Source organism: Streptomyces maremycinicus (genome assembly GCF_001184025.1).
In the GTDB taxonomy this organism is placed as follows: domain Bacteria; phylum Actinomycetota; class Actinomycetes; order Streptomycetales; family Streptomycetaceae; genus Streptomyces; species Streptomyces maremycinicus.
In genome coordinates this window covers 210215-225615 of the sequence record NZ_BBYG01000010.1, presented here as the reverse complement: position 1 = coordinate 225615, position 15401 = coordinate 210215, and the positions used below count along the sequence as shown (strand labels likewise).

General features: G+C 70.9%; 16 protein-coding genes. 1 reads left to right on the top strand and 15 read right to left on the bottom strand.

The annotated features are described in order from the left end of the window. Positions 1–12 precede the first annotated feature (12 nt). From AOQ37_RS08630 to AOQ37_RS08590, 9 genes are all read right to left on the bottom strand, one after another. On the bottom strand, positions 13–384 hold the full coding sequence (locus AOQ37_RS08630) for a VOC family protein (RefSeq protein ID WP_062642898.1): 372 nt from the start codon (positions 382–384) through the stop codon (positions 13–15). After that, entirely contained in the window at positions 381–1172 is a 792-nt protein-coding gene (locus tag AOQ37_RS08625) for a fumarylacetoacetate hydrolase family protein (RefSeq protein WP_062642896.1), read from the bottom strand. Before AOQ37_RS08625 ends, AOQ37_RS08630 begins: the two co-directional genes overlap by 4 nt. Beyond that, positions 1169–2617 (bottom strand): NAD-dependent succinate-semialdehyde dehydrogenase, encoded by a 1449-nt coding sequence (locus AOQ37_RS08620; protein ID WP_062642895.1) that lies wholly within the window; start codon positions 2615–2617, stop codon positions 1169–1171. The genes AOQ37_RS08625 and AOQ37_RS08620 overlap by 4 nt, the downstream gene beginning before the upstream one ends. A gap of 89 nt (positions 2618–2706) precedes the next feature. Next, a complete protein-coding gene (locus AOQ37_RS08615; RefSeq protein ID WP_062642893.1) occupies positions 2707–3627 on the bottom strand; it encodes a VOC family protein in 921 nt (306 codons plus the stop codon). A gap of 109 nt (positions 3628–3736) precedes the next feature. Then, positions 3737–4645: a LysR family transcriptional regulator gene (locus tag AOQ37_RS08610; protein WP_062642891.1), complete on the bottom strand. Its 909-nt coding sequence runs from the start codon at positions 4643–4645 to the stop codon at positions 3737–3739. A gap of 103 nt (positions 4646–4748) precedes the next feature. Beyond that, on the bottom strand, positions 4749–5702 hold the full coding sequence (locus AOQ37_RS08605; protein ID WP_062642890.1) for a sugar ABC transporter substrate-binding protein: 954 nt from the start codon (positions 5700–5702) through the stop codon (positions 4749–4751). Positions 5703–5740: 38 nt separating this feature from the next. After that, positions 5741–6763, bottom strand: coding sequence for an ABC transporter permease (locus AOQ37_RS08600; RefSeq protein ID WP_062642888.1), 1023 nt, complete (start codon positions 6761–6763; stop codon positions 5741–5743). Then, positions 6760–8247: a sugar ABC transporter ATP-binding protein gene (locus AOQ37_RS08595; protein WP_062642885.1), complete on the bottom strand. Its 1488-nt coding sequence runs from the start codon at positions 8245–8247 to the stop codon at positions 6760–6762. Before AOQ37_RS08595 ends, AOQ37_RS08600 begins: the two co-directional genes overlap by 4 nt. Continuing rightward, the gene (locus tag AOQ37_RS08590; RefSeq protein ID WP_062642883.1) at positions 8244–8801 is read right to left on the bottom strand and encodes a carboxymuconolactone decarboxylase family protein; all 558 of its coding nucleotides are present in this window, start codon (positions 8799–8801) and stop codon (positions 8244–8246) included. Before AOQ37_RS08590 ends, AOQ37_RS08595 begins: the two co-directional genes overlap by 4 nt. Before the next feature lie 201 nt (positions 8802–9002). Here AOQ37_RS08590 and AOQ37_RS08585 point away from each other — a divergent pair, with 201 nt between their 5' ends. Beyond that, positions 9003–9416, top strand: coding sequence for a cupin domain-containing protein (locus AOQ37_RS08585; protein WP_062642881.1), 414 nt, complete (start codon positions 9003–9005; stop codon positions 9414–9416). Positions 9417–9440: 24 nt separating this feature from the next. Here AOQ37_RS08585 and AOQ37_RS08580 read toward each other — a convergent pair whose 3' ends face one another. The 6 genes from AOQ37_RS08580 to AOQ37_RS08555 form a co-directional block, all read right to left on the bottom strand. Then, a complete protein-coding gene (locus AOQ37_RS08580; RefSeq protein WP_062642879.1) occupies positions 9441–10229 on the bottom strand; it encodes an alpha/beta fold hydrolase in 789 nt (262 codons plus the stop codon). A 127-nt stretch (positions 10230–10356) separates the two neighbouring features. Beyond that, positions 10357–11685: an MFS transporter gene (locus AOQ37_RS08575; protein WP_062642877.1), complete on the bottom strand. Its 1329-nt coding sequence runs from the start codon at positions 11683–11685 to the stop codon at positions 10357–10359. Positions 11686–11880: 195 nt separating this feature from the next. Then, positions 11881–12831: a VOC family protein gene (locus AOQ37_RS08570; RefSeq protein ID WP_062642875.1), complete on the bottom strand. Its 951-nt coding sequence runs from the start codon at positions 12829–12831 to the stop codon at positions 11881–11883. Further along, the gene (locus tag AOQ37_RS08565) at positions 12828–13940 is read right to left on the bottom strand and encodes a 4-oxalomesaconate tautomerase (RefSeq protein ID WP_078890087.1); all 1113 of its coding nucleotides are present in this window, start codon (positions 13938–13940) and stop codon (positions 12828–12830) included. Before AOQ37_RS08565 ends, AOQ37_RS08570 begins: the two co-directional genes overlap by 4 nt. Beyond that, entirely contained in the window at positions 13937–14641 is a 705-nt protein-coding gene (locus AOQ37_RS08560) for a 4-carboxy-4-hydroxy-2-oxoadipate aldolase/oxaloacetate decarboxylase (protein WP_062642873.1), read from the bottom strand. Before AOQ37_RS08560 ends, AOQ37_RS08565 begins: the two co-directional genes overlap by 4 nt. Next, entirely contained in the window at positions 14638–15390 is a 753-nt protein-coding gene (locus AOQ37_RS08555) for a PIG-L deacetylase family protein (RefSeq protein WP_062642871.1), read from the bottom strand. The genes AOQ37_RS08560 and AOQ37_RS08555 overlap by 4 nt, the downstream gene beginning before the upstream one ends. Positions 15391–15401: the final 11 nt, after the last annotated feature.

Genomic DNA, 15401 nt, shown 5'->3' with positions numbered 1-15401 from the left:
TCGGGCGCGTGATCAGCTGGGGCGCTTAGCGTGGTACACGATCTCGATCATGGTGTGGTCGGGGTCGTGGATGTAGCAGAACTTCGACTGGTTCTCCGGGCGTTGGATGGGCCGGGTGTGCCGGATGCCCAGCTCGCCGAGGTGCGCCAGGAAGTCGTCCCAGTCGTCGACCTCGACGGCGAAGTGATAGGGCGCCATGCGCTCCATCTCCTCGACCGGGGTGAAGTGCAGGTCGAAGTTGCCGCGGGTCATCAGCACGACCCGGGTGTTGGACTTGGGCATGATCCGCTTCATGCCGAAGACCTTCGTGTACCAGGCGGCGGTGCGGTCGGGGTCGGTGGTGGGGAAGTTGACGTGGTGGATGTAGCGGGGTTCCGCGCTCATGACTGGTGGTTCCCTTCGAGGTGAACGGGGTTGGACAGCACACCGATACCGCTGATCTCGATCTCCACGGTGTCCCCGGGCTCGATCGCGCAGGTCGACTCGGCGCCCATCCACAGCACGTCCCCGGGCCGCATGGTGATGTGCCGGGTGATCTCGACGATGTAGTCGAAGGGGTCGAAGACCATGTCTCCGGTGGGGAACGAGGCCCGCTCCGCGCCGTTGACCCGCAAGGTGGTGGTCTGCGCCAGGGCGTCGACGTCGGTCTCGATCCACGGGCCCATCGGCTTGAAGGTGTCGCTGTTCTTGCTGCGCCACAGGGTGCGGTCCTGGTGCTGCCAGGTGCGGGCGCTGACGTCGTTGCCGATGGTCCAGCCGAAGACGGATCCGCGGGCCTCCTCGTAGGAGGCGTGCCGGACCGTACGGCCGATGACGGCGACCAGTTCGGGTTCGGCCTCGAACCGTCCCTCGGCCCCGGCCGGCTTCACGATGGGTGAACGGTGGCCGGTGAGGGCGTTGTTGGCGCGGTAGCCGACCTCCGGGCGGTCCGGCGTGACGGCGGCCGGATTGCCGAGCCGGGCGGCGTGCGCGATGTGCCGGGGGTAGTTCAGGCCGACCGCGTAGAACACGGGCGGGACGACGGGCGGCAGCCAGTCGGCCGTGTCCCGCCGGACGGTCCCGACGACCTCGGCATCGCCTGCCAGCGGGGAGCCGGACAGCAGCTCCACGTCGGCCTCCCCCACCCGGCCCCATCGCGTCCGTCCGTCGACCGCGAGCCGTGCGTACCTCATGGCGCCAGCTGGTGGGAGACGCGCTTGGTGACCAGGTAGGCGTCCAGCGCCTCCGGCCCGCCCTCCCGGCCGTAGCCGCTGTCCTTGACGCCGCCGGAGGGCGCCTCGTGGACGGAGCCGCCGCAGTGGTTCAGGGAGAGGATCCCGGCCTCCAGTTCGGCGGAGAGCTTCTCGGCGGTCGCGGCGGAGTCGGTGAAGCCGTAGGCGGCGAGGCCGTACGGCAGCGCGTTGGCGACGGCGAGGGCCTCGTCGAGGTCGGCGAACGGCACGATCGGCGCGATCGGTCCGAACGGTTCCTCGTGCAGCAGCTCGGCGTCCTCGGGGACGTCGGTCAGGACGGTCGGCGCGAAGAAGTAGCCCGGCCGGTCTGCACGCTCGCCGCCGGTGAGGACCTTGGCGCCGCGCGCGACGGCGTCGGCGGTGAGCCGCTCCAGGGACTCCAGTCGGCGTGCGTTGGCCAGGGGACCCATGGTGGTGCCCGGCTCGAGTCCGTCACCGACGACCACCGCCTCGGCGGCCTTCACGAACTCGGCGGTGAACTCGTCCACGAGGCTCTCGTGGACGAGGAAGCGGCTCGGCGAGGTGCAGACCTGGCCGGCGTTGGCGAACTTCGCCCGGGCGGCCTTGCGGGCGGCCGATACCGGGTCGGCGTCCGCGCAGACGATCACCGGGGCATGGCCGCCGAGTTCCATCAGCGACGGCTTCATGACCTGGCCGGCCTGCGCGGCCAGCAGCTTTCCGACCGGCACCGAGCCGGTGAAGGCGACCAGCCGGACCACCGGGGAGGCGATCAGGTGGGCGGAGACCTCGGCGGGCTCGCCGAAGACGAGGTTCAGCACCCCGGCCGGGAGCCCCGCGTCGGTGAAGCAGCGCACCAGTTCCATGGCGGTCGCCGGGGTCTCCTCGGAGGCCTTGACGACGATCGAGCAGCCGGCGGCGAGCGCGGCGGAGATCTTGCGCATCGGGCCGCCCGCCGGGAAGTTCCACGGCACGAAGGCGGCGACCGGGCCGATCGGCTCACGGCGGACGGTGAGGAGCGTGCCGGGCTCGGCGGGGATGATCCGGCCGTAGGCGCGGCGGGCGTCGTCGGCGTGCCAGCGCAGGGTGCCGGCCACCCGGCGGGCCTCACCGGTCGCCTCGGCGAGCGGTTTGCCCTGCTCCAGGGTCATGATCCGGCCGATCTCGGCGGCGCGCCCGGTCAGCAGGTCGGCGGCGGCGTGCAGGACTGCGGTGCGTTCGGCGACCGGCGTCGCGCGCCACACCTTGAAGCCAGCCGCGGCGGCTTCGAGGGCGCGGTCCAGGTCGGCGGGGGCGGCCAGGGGTACGTGTCCGATCACCTCTTCGGTGGCCGGGTTCACGATCGGGGCGGTACGTCCGGTGCCGCCCTGGCACCACTCGCCCGCGATGTGGAGGCGGACGGCGGGGTAGCCGTGGTCGGTGGTCATGGGTGGGTGCCCTCTCAGGCTGGAGAGTCGATGAGGCGGGATCGATGAGGCGGGCGGATCGACGGGGCCGCGCGGCGGGGCGGAACGGCTCAGGAGGCGGTGCCGGCCTCCTGGTCGCGGTTCGTGCGCAGCGCCCAGATGTGGTGCGGCGGGGTGGTCTCGTGGACGCGGGTCTCGTAGGTGTCGTCGACGCGGTCCATGTCGGCGGCGTACTCGACGCGGCCCCCGCACGGGGCGTGCAGGAAGCGGAAGACGTTCGAGCCGACGGTGTGACGGCCGAGCCGGCGGGCTTCCCGCCAGCCCTTCTCGATCATGTGGTTGCCGCCCTCGATGACATCGTCGAAACCGGGCACCTCGTAGGCGATGTGGTTGACGCCGACCCGGTCCGGGCGGTGGCAGAGCAGCATGGTGTGCTGGTCGTCGTCGCCCGGGGCCTGCATGAAGACGCCCATCGGCTCGACGACGTCGGTCGGCCGGAAGCCGAGGACGTCGGTGTAGAAGGCGACGGCCTCGTCCTTGCCCGCCTTGGCGATGTTCAGCGCCACATGGCACATGCGCAGCGGGTACGCGCGCGTGAGCGGCTCCAGTGCCGTGTTCCAGCGGTGGACGGCGCCCGTCGCGTTGGCGGGACGGGGGGTGACGGTGACCGGCTTCGGCCGGGCGAGGGTGAGGCCCACGCCGAAGCCGCTGAGGTCGACGGTGTGCAGGACACCGTCGGCGCTCTCGCGCACCGCGCGCCGGCGGCCGGCCGCCTCGGCGAGCCGGGCCAGCTCCTCCGGGGTGTCGACGCCCCAGACGACCTCGCGCAGGGTGGGCCCCTCCTCCACCGGCGGCGGCAGGAGCGGGTTCGGGGCGGTGTCGAGGTGGAGCGTCTGCCCGGCGAGGGTCTCGAAGACGGCGTGTTCCTCGCTCCGCTCCACCAGGAACAGACCGAAGTCGTCGAAGAACCGGACGCATGCGTCGAGGTCGTCGATGCCGTAGGTGACCGATTCGATTCTCTGGATTCCCATGCATTCCTCGTTTCCGGGTCGCCTGGTGAGCGTAGGTAGGGGGTGGCCGGGGCCTCAATGGCCCCGGCTCCACCCGATGCGCAACTCTTGTTTGCGCGTGCCGTCGGGATTACCGGATCGCGGGAATCGGGTTCTGCGAGAACCACGCGGAGAGAAAGTCCAGGAACACGCTGATCTTGCGCGGGGTGTCCTGTCCCGGGCCGTAGATGGCGTACAGCGGGCGGTCCGGTACGGCGAGTTCGGGCAGCAGCACCTTCAGGGCGCCGGAGACCAGGTCGTCGTAGGCCGGGCGCTGCGGGAGCAGGGCGATGCCCCGGCCGTGCACGGCGGCCTTCTGGAGCGCGAGGTAGGAGTTGGACGAGAAGGCGATGTTGCGGATCTTGTGCAGGGTGCTCGCGTGGCCGTGGCCGATGCGCCAGACCGGGTCGTTGACGTGCACCAGGCAGTCGTGGCCCGCGATGTCGTTGGGATGCGCGAGGCCGCCCCGCCGTTCGATGTAGTCCGCCGAGCCGCACAGCACGAACGGCAGGGAGGAGATCTTCTTCAGGCGGACGCTGGAATCGCGGAGGTCGCGGGTGTGGAATGCGACGTCGAATCCGCTGTCCAGGAAATCGTAGGTACGGTCGGACATTCCGCCGAGTTCGAATCGGACCTGAATCTTCGGGTGGGCCGCGGAAAAGGCGGCGATCGCGTCACCCAGGTCCAGACTGCCTATCCATTTCGGGCAGATGATGCTGAGGGTGCCCTCGGCCCGGTCGTGCGAGTCGGCGAGTGCCGCGTCCTGCGCGTCGATCTCCTCGAGGATGCGGGCGGCGAATTCCGCGTACCTCAGGCCCGGCTCCGTGAGGCTCACCGAGCGGGCGGTGCGGTTGACCAGGCGGACCCCCACCTGACGTTCCAGTTCGGCCACGTGCCGTGACACCAGTGACCCGGAGGACCCCAGTTTCTTCGCGGCTCCGTTGAAGCTTCCGGCCTGAGCGACAGTGACGAAACTGTGCATCAGCAGCAAGCGGTCCATGTTTCCTCCGATTGCGGCTCCCGCCCGCGGCGTCGAGAACGGGAGCATTCCTGCGGCTCGGAACAACCGGGGCGCCGGCAGGCACCGCTTCCCGGTGGGGCCCTCACTTCGGGCAGTACTGGGGTGCCTCGCTCAGGTTGTCCTTGGTCACCAACAGAAGAGGAATGTCGGCAATCTTGTCAACCTTTTCTTTTCCGAGGAGCCCGACGGCGTTCTTGACGGCCGTCTCGCCGATCGTCTTCGCCGAGTTCGAGACGGTGGCGGAGAACGCGCCGCTCTTGACCGCGGCCAGGCCCTCGTCGGTCCCGTTCACGGTGACGATCCTGACGTCCTTCGCGCCGGCCGCGTCGAACGCCTTGCGCACGGCGAAGGCCATCTCCTCGTTGGCGACGAACGCGTAGTCCAGGTCGGGATTGGCCTGGATCATGTTCTCCGCCACGTCCTGGGCCTTCGCCGGGTTGAACATGCCCGGCTGGTTGGCGACGACCTTCGCCGTGGCCGGCAGAGCGCCTTTGAAGCCGCCCACCAGCAGGTCCGAGGCCGCGCCGGGAGCCCCGGCCACGATGCCGACCTGCACGTTCTTGGTGCCCGCGTCCTGGGCGATCCAGCCCGCGTCGAGGCTGCCGACCTTCTTGAGGTCGACGACCGCCGCGCCGAGGATGTCCGCGGCGTCGCTGGTGGACACGGAGGTCAGATAGATCGGTATGCCGGACGCCTTCGCCTTGGCGATGTCGCCCTTGAGCGCGTCGACGTTGACCGTCTGCACGATCAGCGCGCTGACGTCGCGGGAGATCATGTCCTCGATGTTGGACAGCTCGGTCCCGGCGTTCTGGTGGGAGTTGGCCGTGTAGACCTTCGCTCCCGCGGTCTTGGCCTGGCCCTCGACGGCTTTCTGGAGACAGCTGTGGAAGTTGGTGTCGCCACCGTTGACGAAACCGAGGGAGACGCTGTCGGAACTGCCGCTGCCACTGTCGCCGTTGCCGCAACCGGTCAGCACCAGGGTGGAGCCGGTGACGGTGGCGAACAGCGCCCTGCGCGAACGGGCGGAGAGTCTCATGGTGAAACGCCTTTCGGGAGGCATGGACGGGAGGGAGGTCAGTGGCGGGCCGAGCCCTGGCGGGCCTTGTGCATCTCGTTGGCGACGGCCGCGACGAGCAGCACCGCGCCGACCGAGACCGGCTGGTAGTTGCTGGAGAAGTCCAGGAGGTTCAGCGCGTTGGCCACCACACCGAGCAGCACCAGGCCGAGGGCGGTGCCGATGACGGTGCCGTGTCCGCCGGCCAGCGAGGTGCCGCCGATCACCACCGCGGCGACCACGGCCAGTTGGAGCGAGAGGCCGGCGGTGCCGCCGGGGCTGGAGGAGCCGAGGCGGGACAGCAGCATCAGGCCGGCGAGTCCGGACAGGGTGCCGGTCAGGCCGTACAGGGTGAGCTTGCGGGCGGTGACGTCGATGCCGCTGAGGCGGGCCACGTGTTCGTTGCCTCCGATGGCGAAGGCGTCCCGGCCGAACACCGTGAACCGCATGACGAGCGCCGTCGCGATCAGCACCAGCACGGCCACGATCAGCAGATACGGCACGCCGAGCACCTTGTCGTTGCCGAGGGCGAACATCCGGGTGCCGATGGAGATGGTGGAGCCGTCGTGGACCAGCAGTGCGACGCCGTCGAGCAGGGTGGCAGAGGCCAGCGTCACGACGAACGGCGCCACCTTGGTGAAGGTCACCACCAGCCCGTTGACGAGTCCGATGGCGGTGCCGAGCAGCAGCGCGACGACGACGGCGTAACCGGTGGGCCGGCCGTCGGCGAGCAGTTTCGCCGACACGGCGGCCGTGACGGCGACGTTGCTGCCCATCGAGAAGTCCATGCCGCCCGCGGTCATCAGCAGGGTGAGTCCGGCGGCCAGCACCGCGTTGACGCTGACCTGGCTGAGGATGTTGACGATGTTGCGGTCGGTGGCGAACGTCTCGCTCTGCACGGCGGTGAACACCACGACGAGGACGAGCACGGCGACCAGCCCGGCGTGCGGGAGATCGCGCACCCTGCCCGGGGTGAAGCGGGACCTGGGCTCCTCGGGCGGGTCGGAGACGCCGGGGGCATCGGTAAGTGTCTTGACGCTCACTGCGGTTGACCTCCGAGGGCCGTGGCGACGAGTTCGTCGCGGGTGATGGCGGTGATGTCGTGTTCGGCGACGGTGCGGCCGGCGCTCACGACGACGACCCGGTCGGCGAGCCGCATGACCTCCTCGGCGGAGGAGGAGGCGAGCAGTACGGGTACGCCCCGGGAGGCGAGGTCGTCGAGGAGGGTGTGGATGTCGGCCATGGCCGCGATGTCCACGCCGTTGGTGGGGTCCTCCAGGAAGCACGCGGCCGGTGAGGTCTCCAGCCACTTGCCGAGCAGCACCTTCTGCTGGTTGCCGCCCGACAGCGCGCTCACCGGCGGGTTCCCGGCCAGCGCCCGCACCCCGTAGCTGTGGCGCAGCGGAGCGGCCCGGCGGGCGAGTCCACCCCGCCGGTGCAGGCGGCGGCGGGCGAACCGGTCCTCGGCGAGCATCAGGTTCTCGTCCAGCGACATGCCGGGGACCAGGCCCAGGGCACGGCGGTCGCCGGTGACACAGCGCAGCCCGCTGGCGAGCGAGGCCGGGACCCGGCCGAAGGGCACGGCCCTGCCGTCGACGCGCAGTTCGCCGCGCTCCGGGCGCTGCCGCCCGGACAGCAGGTCGAACAGCCGGGACTGGGCGTCCCCGGCGGGTCCGAGGACGGCGACGATCTCACCCCTGCGCACCTCGACGGTGAAGTCCCTGATGGCCCGGCCCTGGCTCAACCCCCTGACGGAAAGGCCGACTTCGTCCTTCGGCGCGGGGCGTTCGGGGCGGGTGGAGACGACGTCCCGGCCGACCATGGCGCGCACCAGTGCGGCGTCGTCCAGCTCGGCGGCGGGCGCGCTCGTCACGACGGCGCCGTCCCGCAGGACGGTGAGGCGGTCGGCGACGGCCATGACCTCGTCGATGTAGTGCGAGATGTAGACGACGGCGACCCCCTCGTCGCGCAGGGTGCGCACCAGGGCACGGATCCGGTCGGCGTCCTTGGCGCTCAGACACGCGGTCGGTTCGTCCAGGATCAGCACCCGGCCGCCGCGCCGGACCTCGCGGGCCACCTCGACCATGGTCTGCTCGGCGACGGTGAGCGAACCGGCGGCGCGCTCCACGTCGATGGCGATCCCGAGGGCGGCGAGGGCCGTGCGGGCCTCTTCCCTGACGGCCTTCCACCGCACGGCGCGCCCCCGGGTGGGCAGGTCGCCGAGCAGGATGTTCTCGGCGACACTCAGGCCCATCGCCAGTTCGCGGCGCTGTGGCACCGAGGAGATGCCGAGCCTGCGTGCCCGGCGCACGCTCAGCCCGTGCTGCTCCTGTCCGTCGATCTCGAGCGTGCCGGCGTCGGCCTGGTGGACGCCGGACAGCACCTGCACGAGGGTCGACTTGCCGGCGCCGTTCATGCCCATCAGGGCGTGCACCTCGCCGGGGTACAGATCGAGGTCGACGCCTTTCAGGGCGGCCGCCCCGCCGAAGCTCTTGGTGACGCCCCGGGCGCGCAGTACGGCGGTCATGGCCGGTCGCCCTCGGGGGCCACACGTCCGTAGCCGCGGATGTCGGGGAAGGGGGGTTCCTTGTCGGCCTGGAGGTCCACCTGGAAGGTGTTCAGGCACATCCCGAGCATGGTGAAGTTGCCGAGCGCGCCGATGGTGTCCACCAGACCCTTGGAGCCGAAGTGCTCCAGCGCCGCCGCGAAGGTGGCGTCGGTGACGAAGTGCTCGTCGAGTATCTCCCGGCAGAACCGGTAGAAGGCCTGGTCCGCCTCGTTGTCGAAGACCGCCTCGCGCTTCTCGGCGATCGCCCGCACGGCGGCCTCCGGGATGCCGGCCTCGACGGCCTGGTGCACGTGCGCGTTCCAGGAGTACTGCGCGTCCCAGTTGCGGGCGGCCATCAGCAGGGTCAGCTCGCGCAGGTGCCTGGGCAGCGAGCAGTCGAACCGGGCGAACGCGCCGAGCGACTCGGCCCGTTCGCACATCTCCGGGCTGTGCAGCCAGACCCGGAAGGGACCGCGCACCGCGCCACGGCGGCCGGCGATCCGCGCGGCCAGCTCCTGCTGCCGCGCATCCATTTCCTCTTCGTCGAGAACGGGGAGCCTCACGGCCTTTACCTGCCTTTTCTTTCCGGCGCATTACGAGCACGGGTCGGGAATCCGTGCGGTGCCAGGTGAAGGTACAGCCGTGTCCGAGAAGCTCACCCACCTCGGAGCGCAACGTAAAACTGCATGCCGGAGGCCCCCCATTCACCGGGCGGCGACCTAACGTCGTCCGACATGACCACCATCATCAAGGCCGCGTCCGTCCCGCTCCTCGACCGCGGCGGCGCGGTCGTCACGACCCCGCTCGTCACCACGACGTCGGCGAACGGGGAGAACCGGATCACCAGCGGGATGAGTGTCTATCCGGTCGGCTCCGGGGCCCCGCTGCACTCGCACAACTGCGACGAGCACGTGACGATCCTCGAGGGTGAGGCGGAGGTGTGGGTGGACGGCGAGGTGACGAAGCTGGAGCAGTACGACACCACGTACGTGCCGTCCCCCGTCCCGCACCTGTTCCGCAACATCGGCGACCGCCCGCTGCGGATCCTGTGGGTGTACTCCTCGGGCCATGTGACGCGCACGTTCACCGAGACCGGCCGGACGGTGGAACACCTGTCGGCGGAGGACCAGATGGGCTCCGACGACTGAGGACGACGGGACCGGGCACCGCGTTCAGCGCACCGCCGCGGTCACCGCCTCCAGGACGACGGCGGCGACCCGCGCGGGCTGTTCCACCAGCGCGAAGTGTCCCGCGTCGGGCACCGTGACCGTCCGGACGTTCCGGCAGGCCTCCAGCCCCCGCCGCTCCGCGTCGGTCAGGCCGACCTCGTCGTGGTCCCCGCGTACCACCCAGGCCGGGACCCCGGCCTCGCACAGCCTGGGGACCAGCGACGCGTACCGGTCCAGATAGGCGTAGTGGTGCCACAGGATCCGGCGGCAGGCCGCCGGGTCGTTGTCGGCCATCGCCGCCGCCAGCGCCTGCGCGCGCGGCGGCGGCAGTTCGTCCTCCATCGCCCGGGGCAGCAGTTTCAGCATGGCCGCCCAGGCGGCCGTGCCGAGCCCGGGCACCCGCGCCACCGTGTTGATCACGGACAGGGACCTCGACTCGTCCCCTCGCGAGAAGGTCGGCGAGAGCAGCACCACGGGTCCCGTGAACAGGCCCGCCGCGGCCATCTCGATCGCCACGTTCGCGCCCAGGCTGTGGCCCACGACCGTGTCGCAGCCGGCCTCGGCCGCGAAGTCCGACATCAGCCGGGCGTAGTGCTCGACGGACACGTCCTCGGGCTCCTCGGTACGGCCGAACCCCGGCAGGGTCGCCGCGATCGTCCCGAGGCCCGCCATCGCCGGCTCGGCCATCAGATCCGCGTAGAACGCGGTCGTGCACAGCGCACCCGGAATCATCAGCACCCGGTGCGTGGCGTCGGCCGGGCCCGCCCGTCGCACCTCCCAGCCCTCGGTCATACGTCGAGGGTGACGCCCCGCGCGCCCGGGCGCACCCCGGGCGGATCGCCGTGAGCGCCGGAGGCCGGCCGCCGCACCCTGGTGCGGCGGCCGGCCTCCGTCCTTGCCCCCGGTGGTCACGACGCGGTCAGTGGGCGCCGACCAGTTGCTGGTCGGCGTCTTCGCGCGGAGTCTGCCGGGAGGTACGCAGCGCCGCGATGCCGATGAAGACCATCGACGACAGGCCGGCGATCGCGAACGAGGTGAAGCCCCAGTCGCCGTTGTTCGAGGCGAGCAGCTGACCGCCCAGCCACGGGCCGAAGACGGCGCCGAAACGGCCCATGCCGGAGGTCCAGCCGACGGCGGTGGCCCGGTTGCCCGCGTCCGAGCGGATGGAGACCGTGGCGTAGATCATCGTCTGGGCGCTGTTGAGGAAGACGCCGGTGAAGAAGACGACGATCATCGTCAGGGTCATCGGCATGTGGACGCTGAGCAGGAACACGCCGGCGGCGGTCAGCGCGAACCACACCGCGGAGATGCGCGGGGCGCCGAACCGGTCGGCGGCGCGCCCGGCGACGAGCATGCCCACGATGCCGCCGAGGTTGAAGACGACCACGAAGGACAGGGCCGAGCCCAGCTCGTAACCCTCGGCCCGCATCAGGGTGGGCAGCCAGGTGGCGACGCCGTAGACGAGGAGCAGACCGCCGAAGGAGGCCAGCCAGTACAGCAGGGTCTGGGTCCACTCACCACCGCGGAAGAGGTTCTTCAGCGCGTTCCAGCGGTCGGCCGCGCCCTGCTTGCCGGACTTCTCGGCGGGCAGTTCGACGTCGTAGCGGGTGGCCAGCTCGCGGGCCTCGTCGGTGCGGCCCTTGGCGACGAGGAAGCTCAGCGACTCGGGCAGCAGCCTGGCGAGCACCGGGGCGAAGAGCAGCGGCAGCACGCACACCCAGAACGCGGCACGCCAGCCGACCGGGTCGACGAGCCACTTCGCGACGTAGGCGGAGAGGATGCCGCCGGCGTGGTGGGCGGTCATCAGCAGGCCGATGATGATGGCGCCGCGCCCGCGCGGGGCGTAGTCCGAGACCATGCTGATCGCGGTGGGCAGCAGGCCGCCGAGGCCGACGCCCGCCAGGGTCCGGCCGAGGCCGAAGACCTCGACGCTGCCCGCCATCGCGCACACGCCGGATGCCAGCGAGAAGAGGATCACGCAGCCGACCATCAGGTTCTTGCGCCCGATCCGGTCGGCGACGGTGCCCGCCGTGAGGGCGCCGACCAGCATGCCGAAGGTGGCGTAGCTGCCGAGGTCGCCGGCCGTGTCCGGGGTGAGGCCGAAGGTCTTCGTCTCCAGCAGGTGCGGCAGCACCGAGCCGTAGATGAACATGTCGAGGCCGTCGAAGAGCACGGCCAGCCAGCACAGACCGACGACCAGGAGGGCCAGTCTGCTGCCGCGGGCGGACAGAGCGGGGGAGGAGGACATCGTTGTTTTCCTCTCGTCCAGGAGACGTGCCCTGGAGGGGACGAGTGAAGAGGGCCGGCGCGGCTCGTGCGGCTGACCCGGTGTGCGCAAGACGCTAAGGATCGACCCCGATAGAGTCAACACTTTTGTCAACAATCTCATCGACAATCCACTGAACCGCTGGTCCGGCACCCTGCGCACACCCGGGGAACGGGCTCAGCCGACGGGCGGTGTGCCGTGCGTGTGGAACGACTCGATCGTCCGCAGACCCCAGGCCTGCCCCTTCTTGCGCTCCTCCTCGGTCCAGGTGACCAGCGGCCAGTCGGGGGCCAGCACCAGGCGCGTGAGCGGGTTGCACAGCTCGATGCGGTTGCCGCCGGGCTCGTAGACGTACAGGAAGAACGTCTGCTGGATGGCGTGCTTGTGCGGGCCCGTCTCGATGAACACGCCCGAGTCGATCGCGAGATCGGCGGCGCGCAGGATGTCCTCGCGGGTGTCCGTCGCGAACGCGATGTGGTGCAGCCGCCCGGAACTGCCGGTCCAGTCCGAGGTGTAGACGACGTCGTAGGACTTGTTCGTGTACGTCAGCCAGCGCGCCGCGACCGTCCCCGTGTCGAGGCGGATCTGTTCGGTGGGGCGGGCACCCAGCAGGTTCTGCTGGAACTCGGAGTTGGCGAGCACGTCGGCGGCGAGGAAGTTGATGTGGTCCAGGCGCCGTACGCCCACGCCCCGGTTGGGTTTGGCCTGGGGCTGGTTCTTCAGCGCCGGCTTCAGCTCGTCGGGCGCCCGGTAGTACTCGCTCTCCCAGTACAGGGCGTGCTCGTGGCCGTCCGGGTCGGTGGTGACGTACAGCTTGCCGAGGCCGGGCTCGTCCTCGACCCAGTGGCCGGTGCCGCCCGCCGCCTCGATCGCCTCGACCCGGCGCCGCAGGGCCTCCTCGCCGGAGGTGCGCAGGGCCAGCCGGCCCAGGCCGGGTTCCGCGCGGGCGGTGAGCGTCAGGCTGTGGTGTTCGTAGTCGTCGAAGGTCCGCAGATGGACCGTGTCGCCGTCCTGCCCGTTGACCGTGAGCCCCAGGTAGTCGGTGAAGAAGCCGACACTGGCGTCCAGGTCCGGGGTGAAGAGCTGGGCGTGGCCGATGTGGGCGATGTCGCCGAGCGGCGGAGTCATCGTTGACCTCCAGGGGAGCGTGCGGGCAGGGGGGCCGTCTCGGCGGACCTGGGGAAGACGGTGCCGTCGAAGATCTTTCGGGCCGTGCGCACCACGGCGGTGCGTCGGGCGCGGGGCAGACCGTCGGGGGTTGCCCCGAGGCTACTTTCGATATCCAGGAATCCCGTGGGATGTTCTATGCGAATTCGGTCACTTCCGGCGTCGATCCTTGCCAGGTCCGCCCCCACACCGCCTTCGATCCGCAGGCCGGCGGCGACACCGGCCGCGCCGAGCACCCCGATCGAGGGATGGCAGCGCACCGGAATGAAGGTGCGGGTGGCGACCGTGCCGCCGTCCCGGGGCGCGGCGAGCAGCGTGAGCTTGGGCACGGTGGTCTCCGAGACGTCACCGAGGCCCATCAGCCGGCCCGCCGCCAGTCGGATCTTCCGGAGGCGGTCGGCGAGCGCGACGTCCTCCTCCAGGTCCCGGGGCAGTTCGTAGCCGGTGACCTTGAGCGAGGTGGCCGCGATCAGCACCGTCGGCATCCCGTTGTCCACGCAGGTCACCGCCACCCCGTCGATCTCGTCGCGGACGTTGCCGGTGGGCAGCAGCGCGCCGGCGCGGGGCGGGAACTCGATCACCACGGGCGCGGCCGTCCCCGGCACCCCGGAGATCTCGGCGGCGCCGGTGTAGTCCACGCGGCCGCCCGGCGTCGGGAAGGTCGCCGTCGCGTGGTCGTCGGAGTTGACCATGCGGATGCGGACGGTGGTCTCCTCCTCCCCCGCGGCGACGAGTCCGCGCTCCACGGCGAACGGGCCGACGCCGGCGAGGATGTTGCCGCAGTTCTGACGGTCGCTCACCTCCGGCCGGTCCACGGCGACCTGGAGGAAGAGGTAGTCGACGTCGGCGCGCGGGTCGGCCGACGCCGACACCACGGCGACCTTGCTGGTGAGCGGGTGCGCGCCGCCCAGGCCGTCGATCTGACGGGCGTCCGGACTGCCCATGACCCGCAGCAACAGCTCGTCGCGCAGGGCCGGTTCGGCGGGGAGGTCGTCGGCGAGGAAGTACGCGCCCTTGGAGGTGCCGCCCCGCATCAGCAGACAGGGCAGTTCCTCGGGCACGGAGGTCACGACGACTCCCCCGCGTACGCGTCGTACGTCTTGTACTCGACACCGAGCCGCTTCAGGGTCTCCCTCAACCCGTAGCGGTCCAGGCCGAGTTCACCGTCGAGGAAGGCGGCACGGGAGCGCGCCTCCTTGGCCTCGCGGGCCTCGGACGCCGCCGCGGTGGCGCGGGCCCGCTCCCGCGGGACGACCACGACACCGTCGTCGTCGGCGAGGATCACGTCGCCCGGCCGGATCACCTGGCCGTCGATGGCGATCGGTACGTTGACCGAGCCGCCGGTGGCCTTCACGGTGCCCTGCGAGGAGACCGCCCGCGACCAGGCCGCGAAGCCCATGTCCCGCAGCTCCTGGGTGTCGCGGATGCCCGCGTTGGTGATCACGCCCCGCACCCCGCGGCGCTGGAGCGCGGTCGCGAAGAGCTCGCCGAACATGCCGTCGGTGGACGGGGAGGTGGTGGTGACGACCAGGATGTCGCCCTCGCCGCACTGCTCGACGGCCGCGTGGATCATCAGGTTGTCGCCGGGCCAGCTGAGCACGGTCACGGCGGTGCCGGCGACCCGTACGCCCTGCTGGATCGGGCGGATCTCCGGGCTCAGCAGCCCGGTCCGGCCCATCGCCTCGCCGACCGTGGCCACGCCGAAACCGGCCAGCGCGTCGACGTCCTTCAGCTCCGCCTTCGGCGGGTTCGTCACGATCACGCCGCTCACGCCAGCTCCCTCGCGATCTGCGGGTAGGGACGCATGTACGCCTCGGCCATGGTCTTGTGCGCCAGGCCCAGGTTCGGGCCGGCGTTGCGCTTGAGCTGGACACCCCGGCGCACGGCGAGGTCCGTGTAGTAGTCCCACAGGTGCTGCTGGGCGCCGAGGCACTCCATGGCCCTGCGCTTGGTCTCCCACACCTCGGTGATGTCGAGCAGCACCTCGGGCTTGAAACCGCTCATCTCCGGCTGGTGCGGCTCGAAGTAGAAGACCGGCGGAGCGCCGATGATCTCGCCCTCGCCCGGGTAGCCGATGGCCTGGGCGAGGACCCTGGCCTCCAGCGCCATACGGTTGGCGGCCGGGTGGTCGCCGTTGTAGGGGTCCTCGGTGGGGTGGGTGAGCACCACGTCCGGCTGGGTGTCGCGGTAGACGGCGACGAGCAGATCGGTCAGCTCGGCGGTGGCCACGAGCGGGTAGTCGCCCGCGTCGAAGAAGCGGACCTCGGCGCCCAGGGTGGCGGCGGCGCGCTCGGCCTCGTCCCGGCGTATCGCCTTGATCTCGTCGAGCTTCCTGCCCTCGCGCCATGCCTTGGCGGACTCACCGCGCTCGCCGAAGGTCAGGCACGCGATGGTGACCTTCTCCCCGCGGGAGGCGGCCAGGGCGATGGCACCGCCCGCCCGCCACACGAAGTCGCCGGCGTGCGCGGTGACGACGAGGGTGGATCGTGGTGGGCTGGCGGGCGCGTTGGCCTGGGTCATTCTCAGATCTC

What these genes read in the sequence shown, in the direction of transcription:
- AOQ37_RS08590 (WP_062642883.1), bottom strand. Translation starts at nt 8,801, where the DNA reads ATGGATGCGCGGCAGCAGGAGCTGGCCGCGCGGATCGCCGGCCGCCGT.
- AOQ37_RS08595 (WP_062642885.1), bottom strand. Translation starts at nt 8,247, where the DNA reads ATGACCGCCGTACTGCGCGCCCGGGGCGTCACCAAGAGCTTCGGCGGG.
- AOQ37_RS08570 (WP_062642875.1), bottom strand. Translation starts at nt 12,831, where the DNA reads ATGACTCCGCCGCTCGGCGACATCGCCCACATCGGCCACGCCCAGCTC.
- AOQ37_RS08605 (WP_062642890.1), bottom strand. Translation starts at nt 5,702, where the DNA reads ATGAGACTCTCCGCCCGTTCGCGCAGGGCGCTGTTCGCCACCGTCACC.
- AOQ37_RS08580 (WP_062642879.1), bottom strand. Translation starts at nt 10,229, where the DNA reads ATGACCGAGGGCTGGGAGGTGCGACGGGCGGGCCCGGCCGACGCCACG.
- AOQ37_RS08555 (WP_062642871.1), bottom strand. Translation starts at nt 15,390, where the DNA reads ATGACCCAGGCCAACGCGCCCGCCAGCCCACCACGATCCACCCTCGTC.
- AOQ37_RS08610 (WP_062642891.1), bottom strand. Translation starts at nt 4,645, where the DNA reads ATGGACCGCTTGCTGCTGATGCACAGTTTCGTCACTGTCGCTCAGGCC.
- AOQ37_RS08630 (WP_062642898.1), bottom strand. Translation starts at nt 384, where the DNA reads ATGAGCGCGGAACCCCGCTACATCCACCACGTCAACTTCCCCACCACC.
- AOQ37_RS08585 (WP_062642881.1), top strand. Translation starts at nt 9,003, where the DNA reads ATGACCACCATCATCAAGGCCGCGTCCGTCCCGCTCCTCGACCGCGGC.
- AOQ37_RS08615 (WP_062642893.1), bottom strand. Translation starts at nt 3,627, where the DNA reads ATGGGAATCCAGAGAATCGAATCGGTCACCTACGGCATCGACGACCTC.
- AOQ37_RS08575 (WP_062642877.1), bottom strand. Translation starts at nt 11,685, where the DNA reads ATGTCCTCCTCCCCCGCTCTGTCCGCCCGCGGCAGCAGACTGGCCCTC.
- AOQ37_RS08620 (WP_062642895.1), bottom strand. Translation starts at nt 2,617, where the DNA reads ATGACCACCGACCACGGCTACCCCGCCGTCCGCCTCCACATCGCGGGC.
- AOQ37_RS08625 (WP_062642896.1), bottom strand. Translation starts at nt 1,172, where the DNA reads ATGAGGTACGCACGGCTCGCGGTCGACGGACGGACGCGATGGGGCCGG.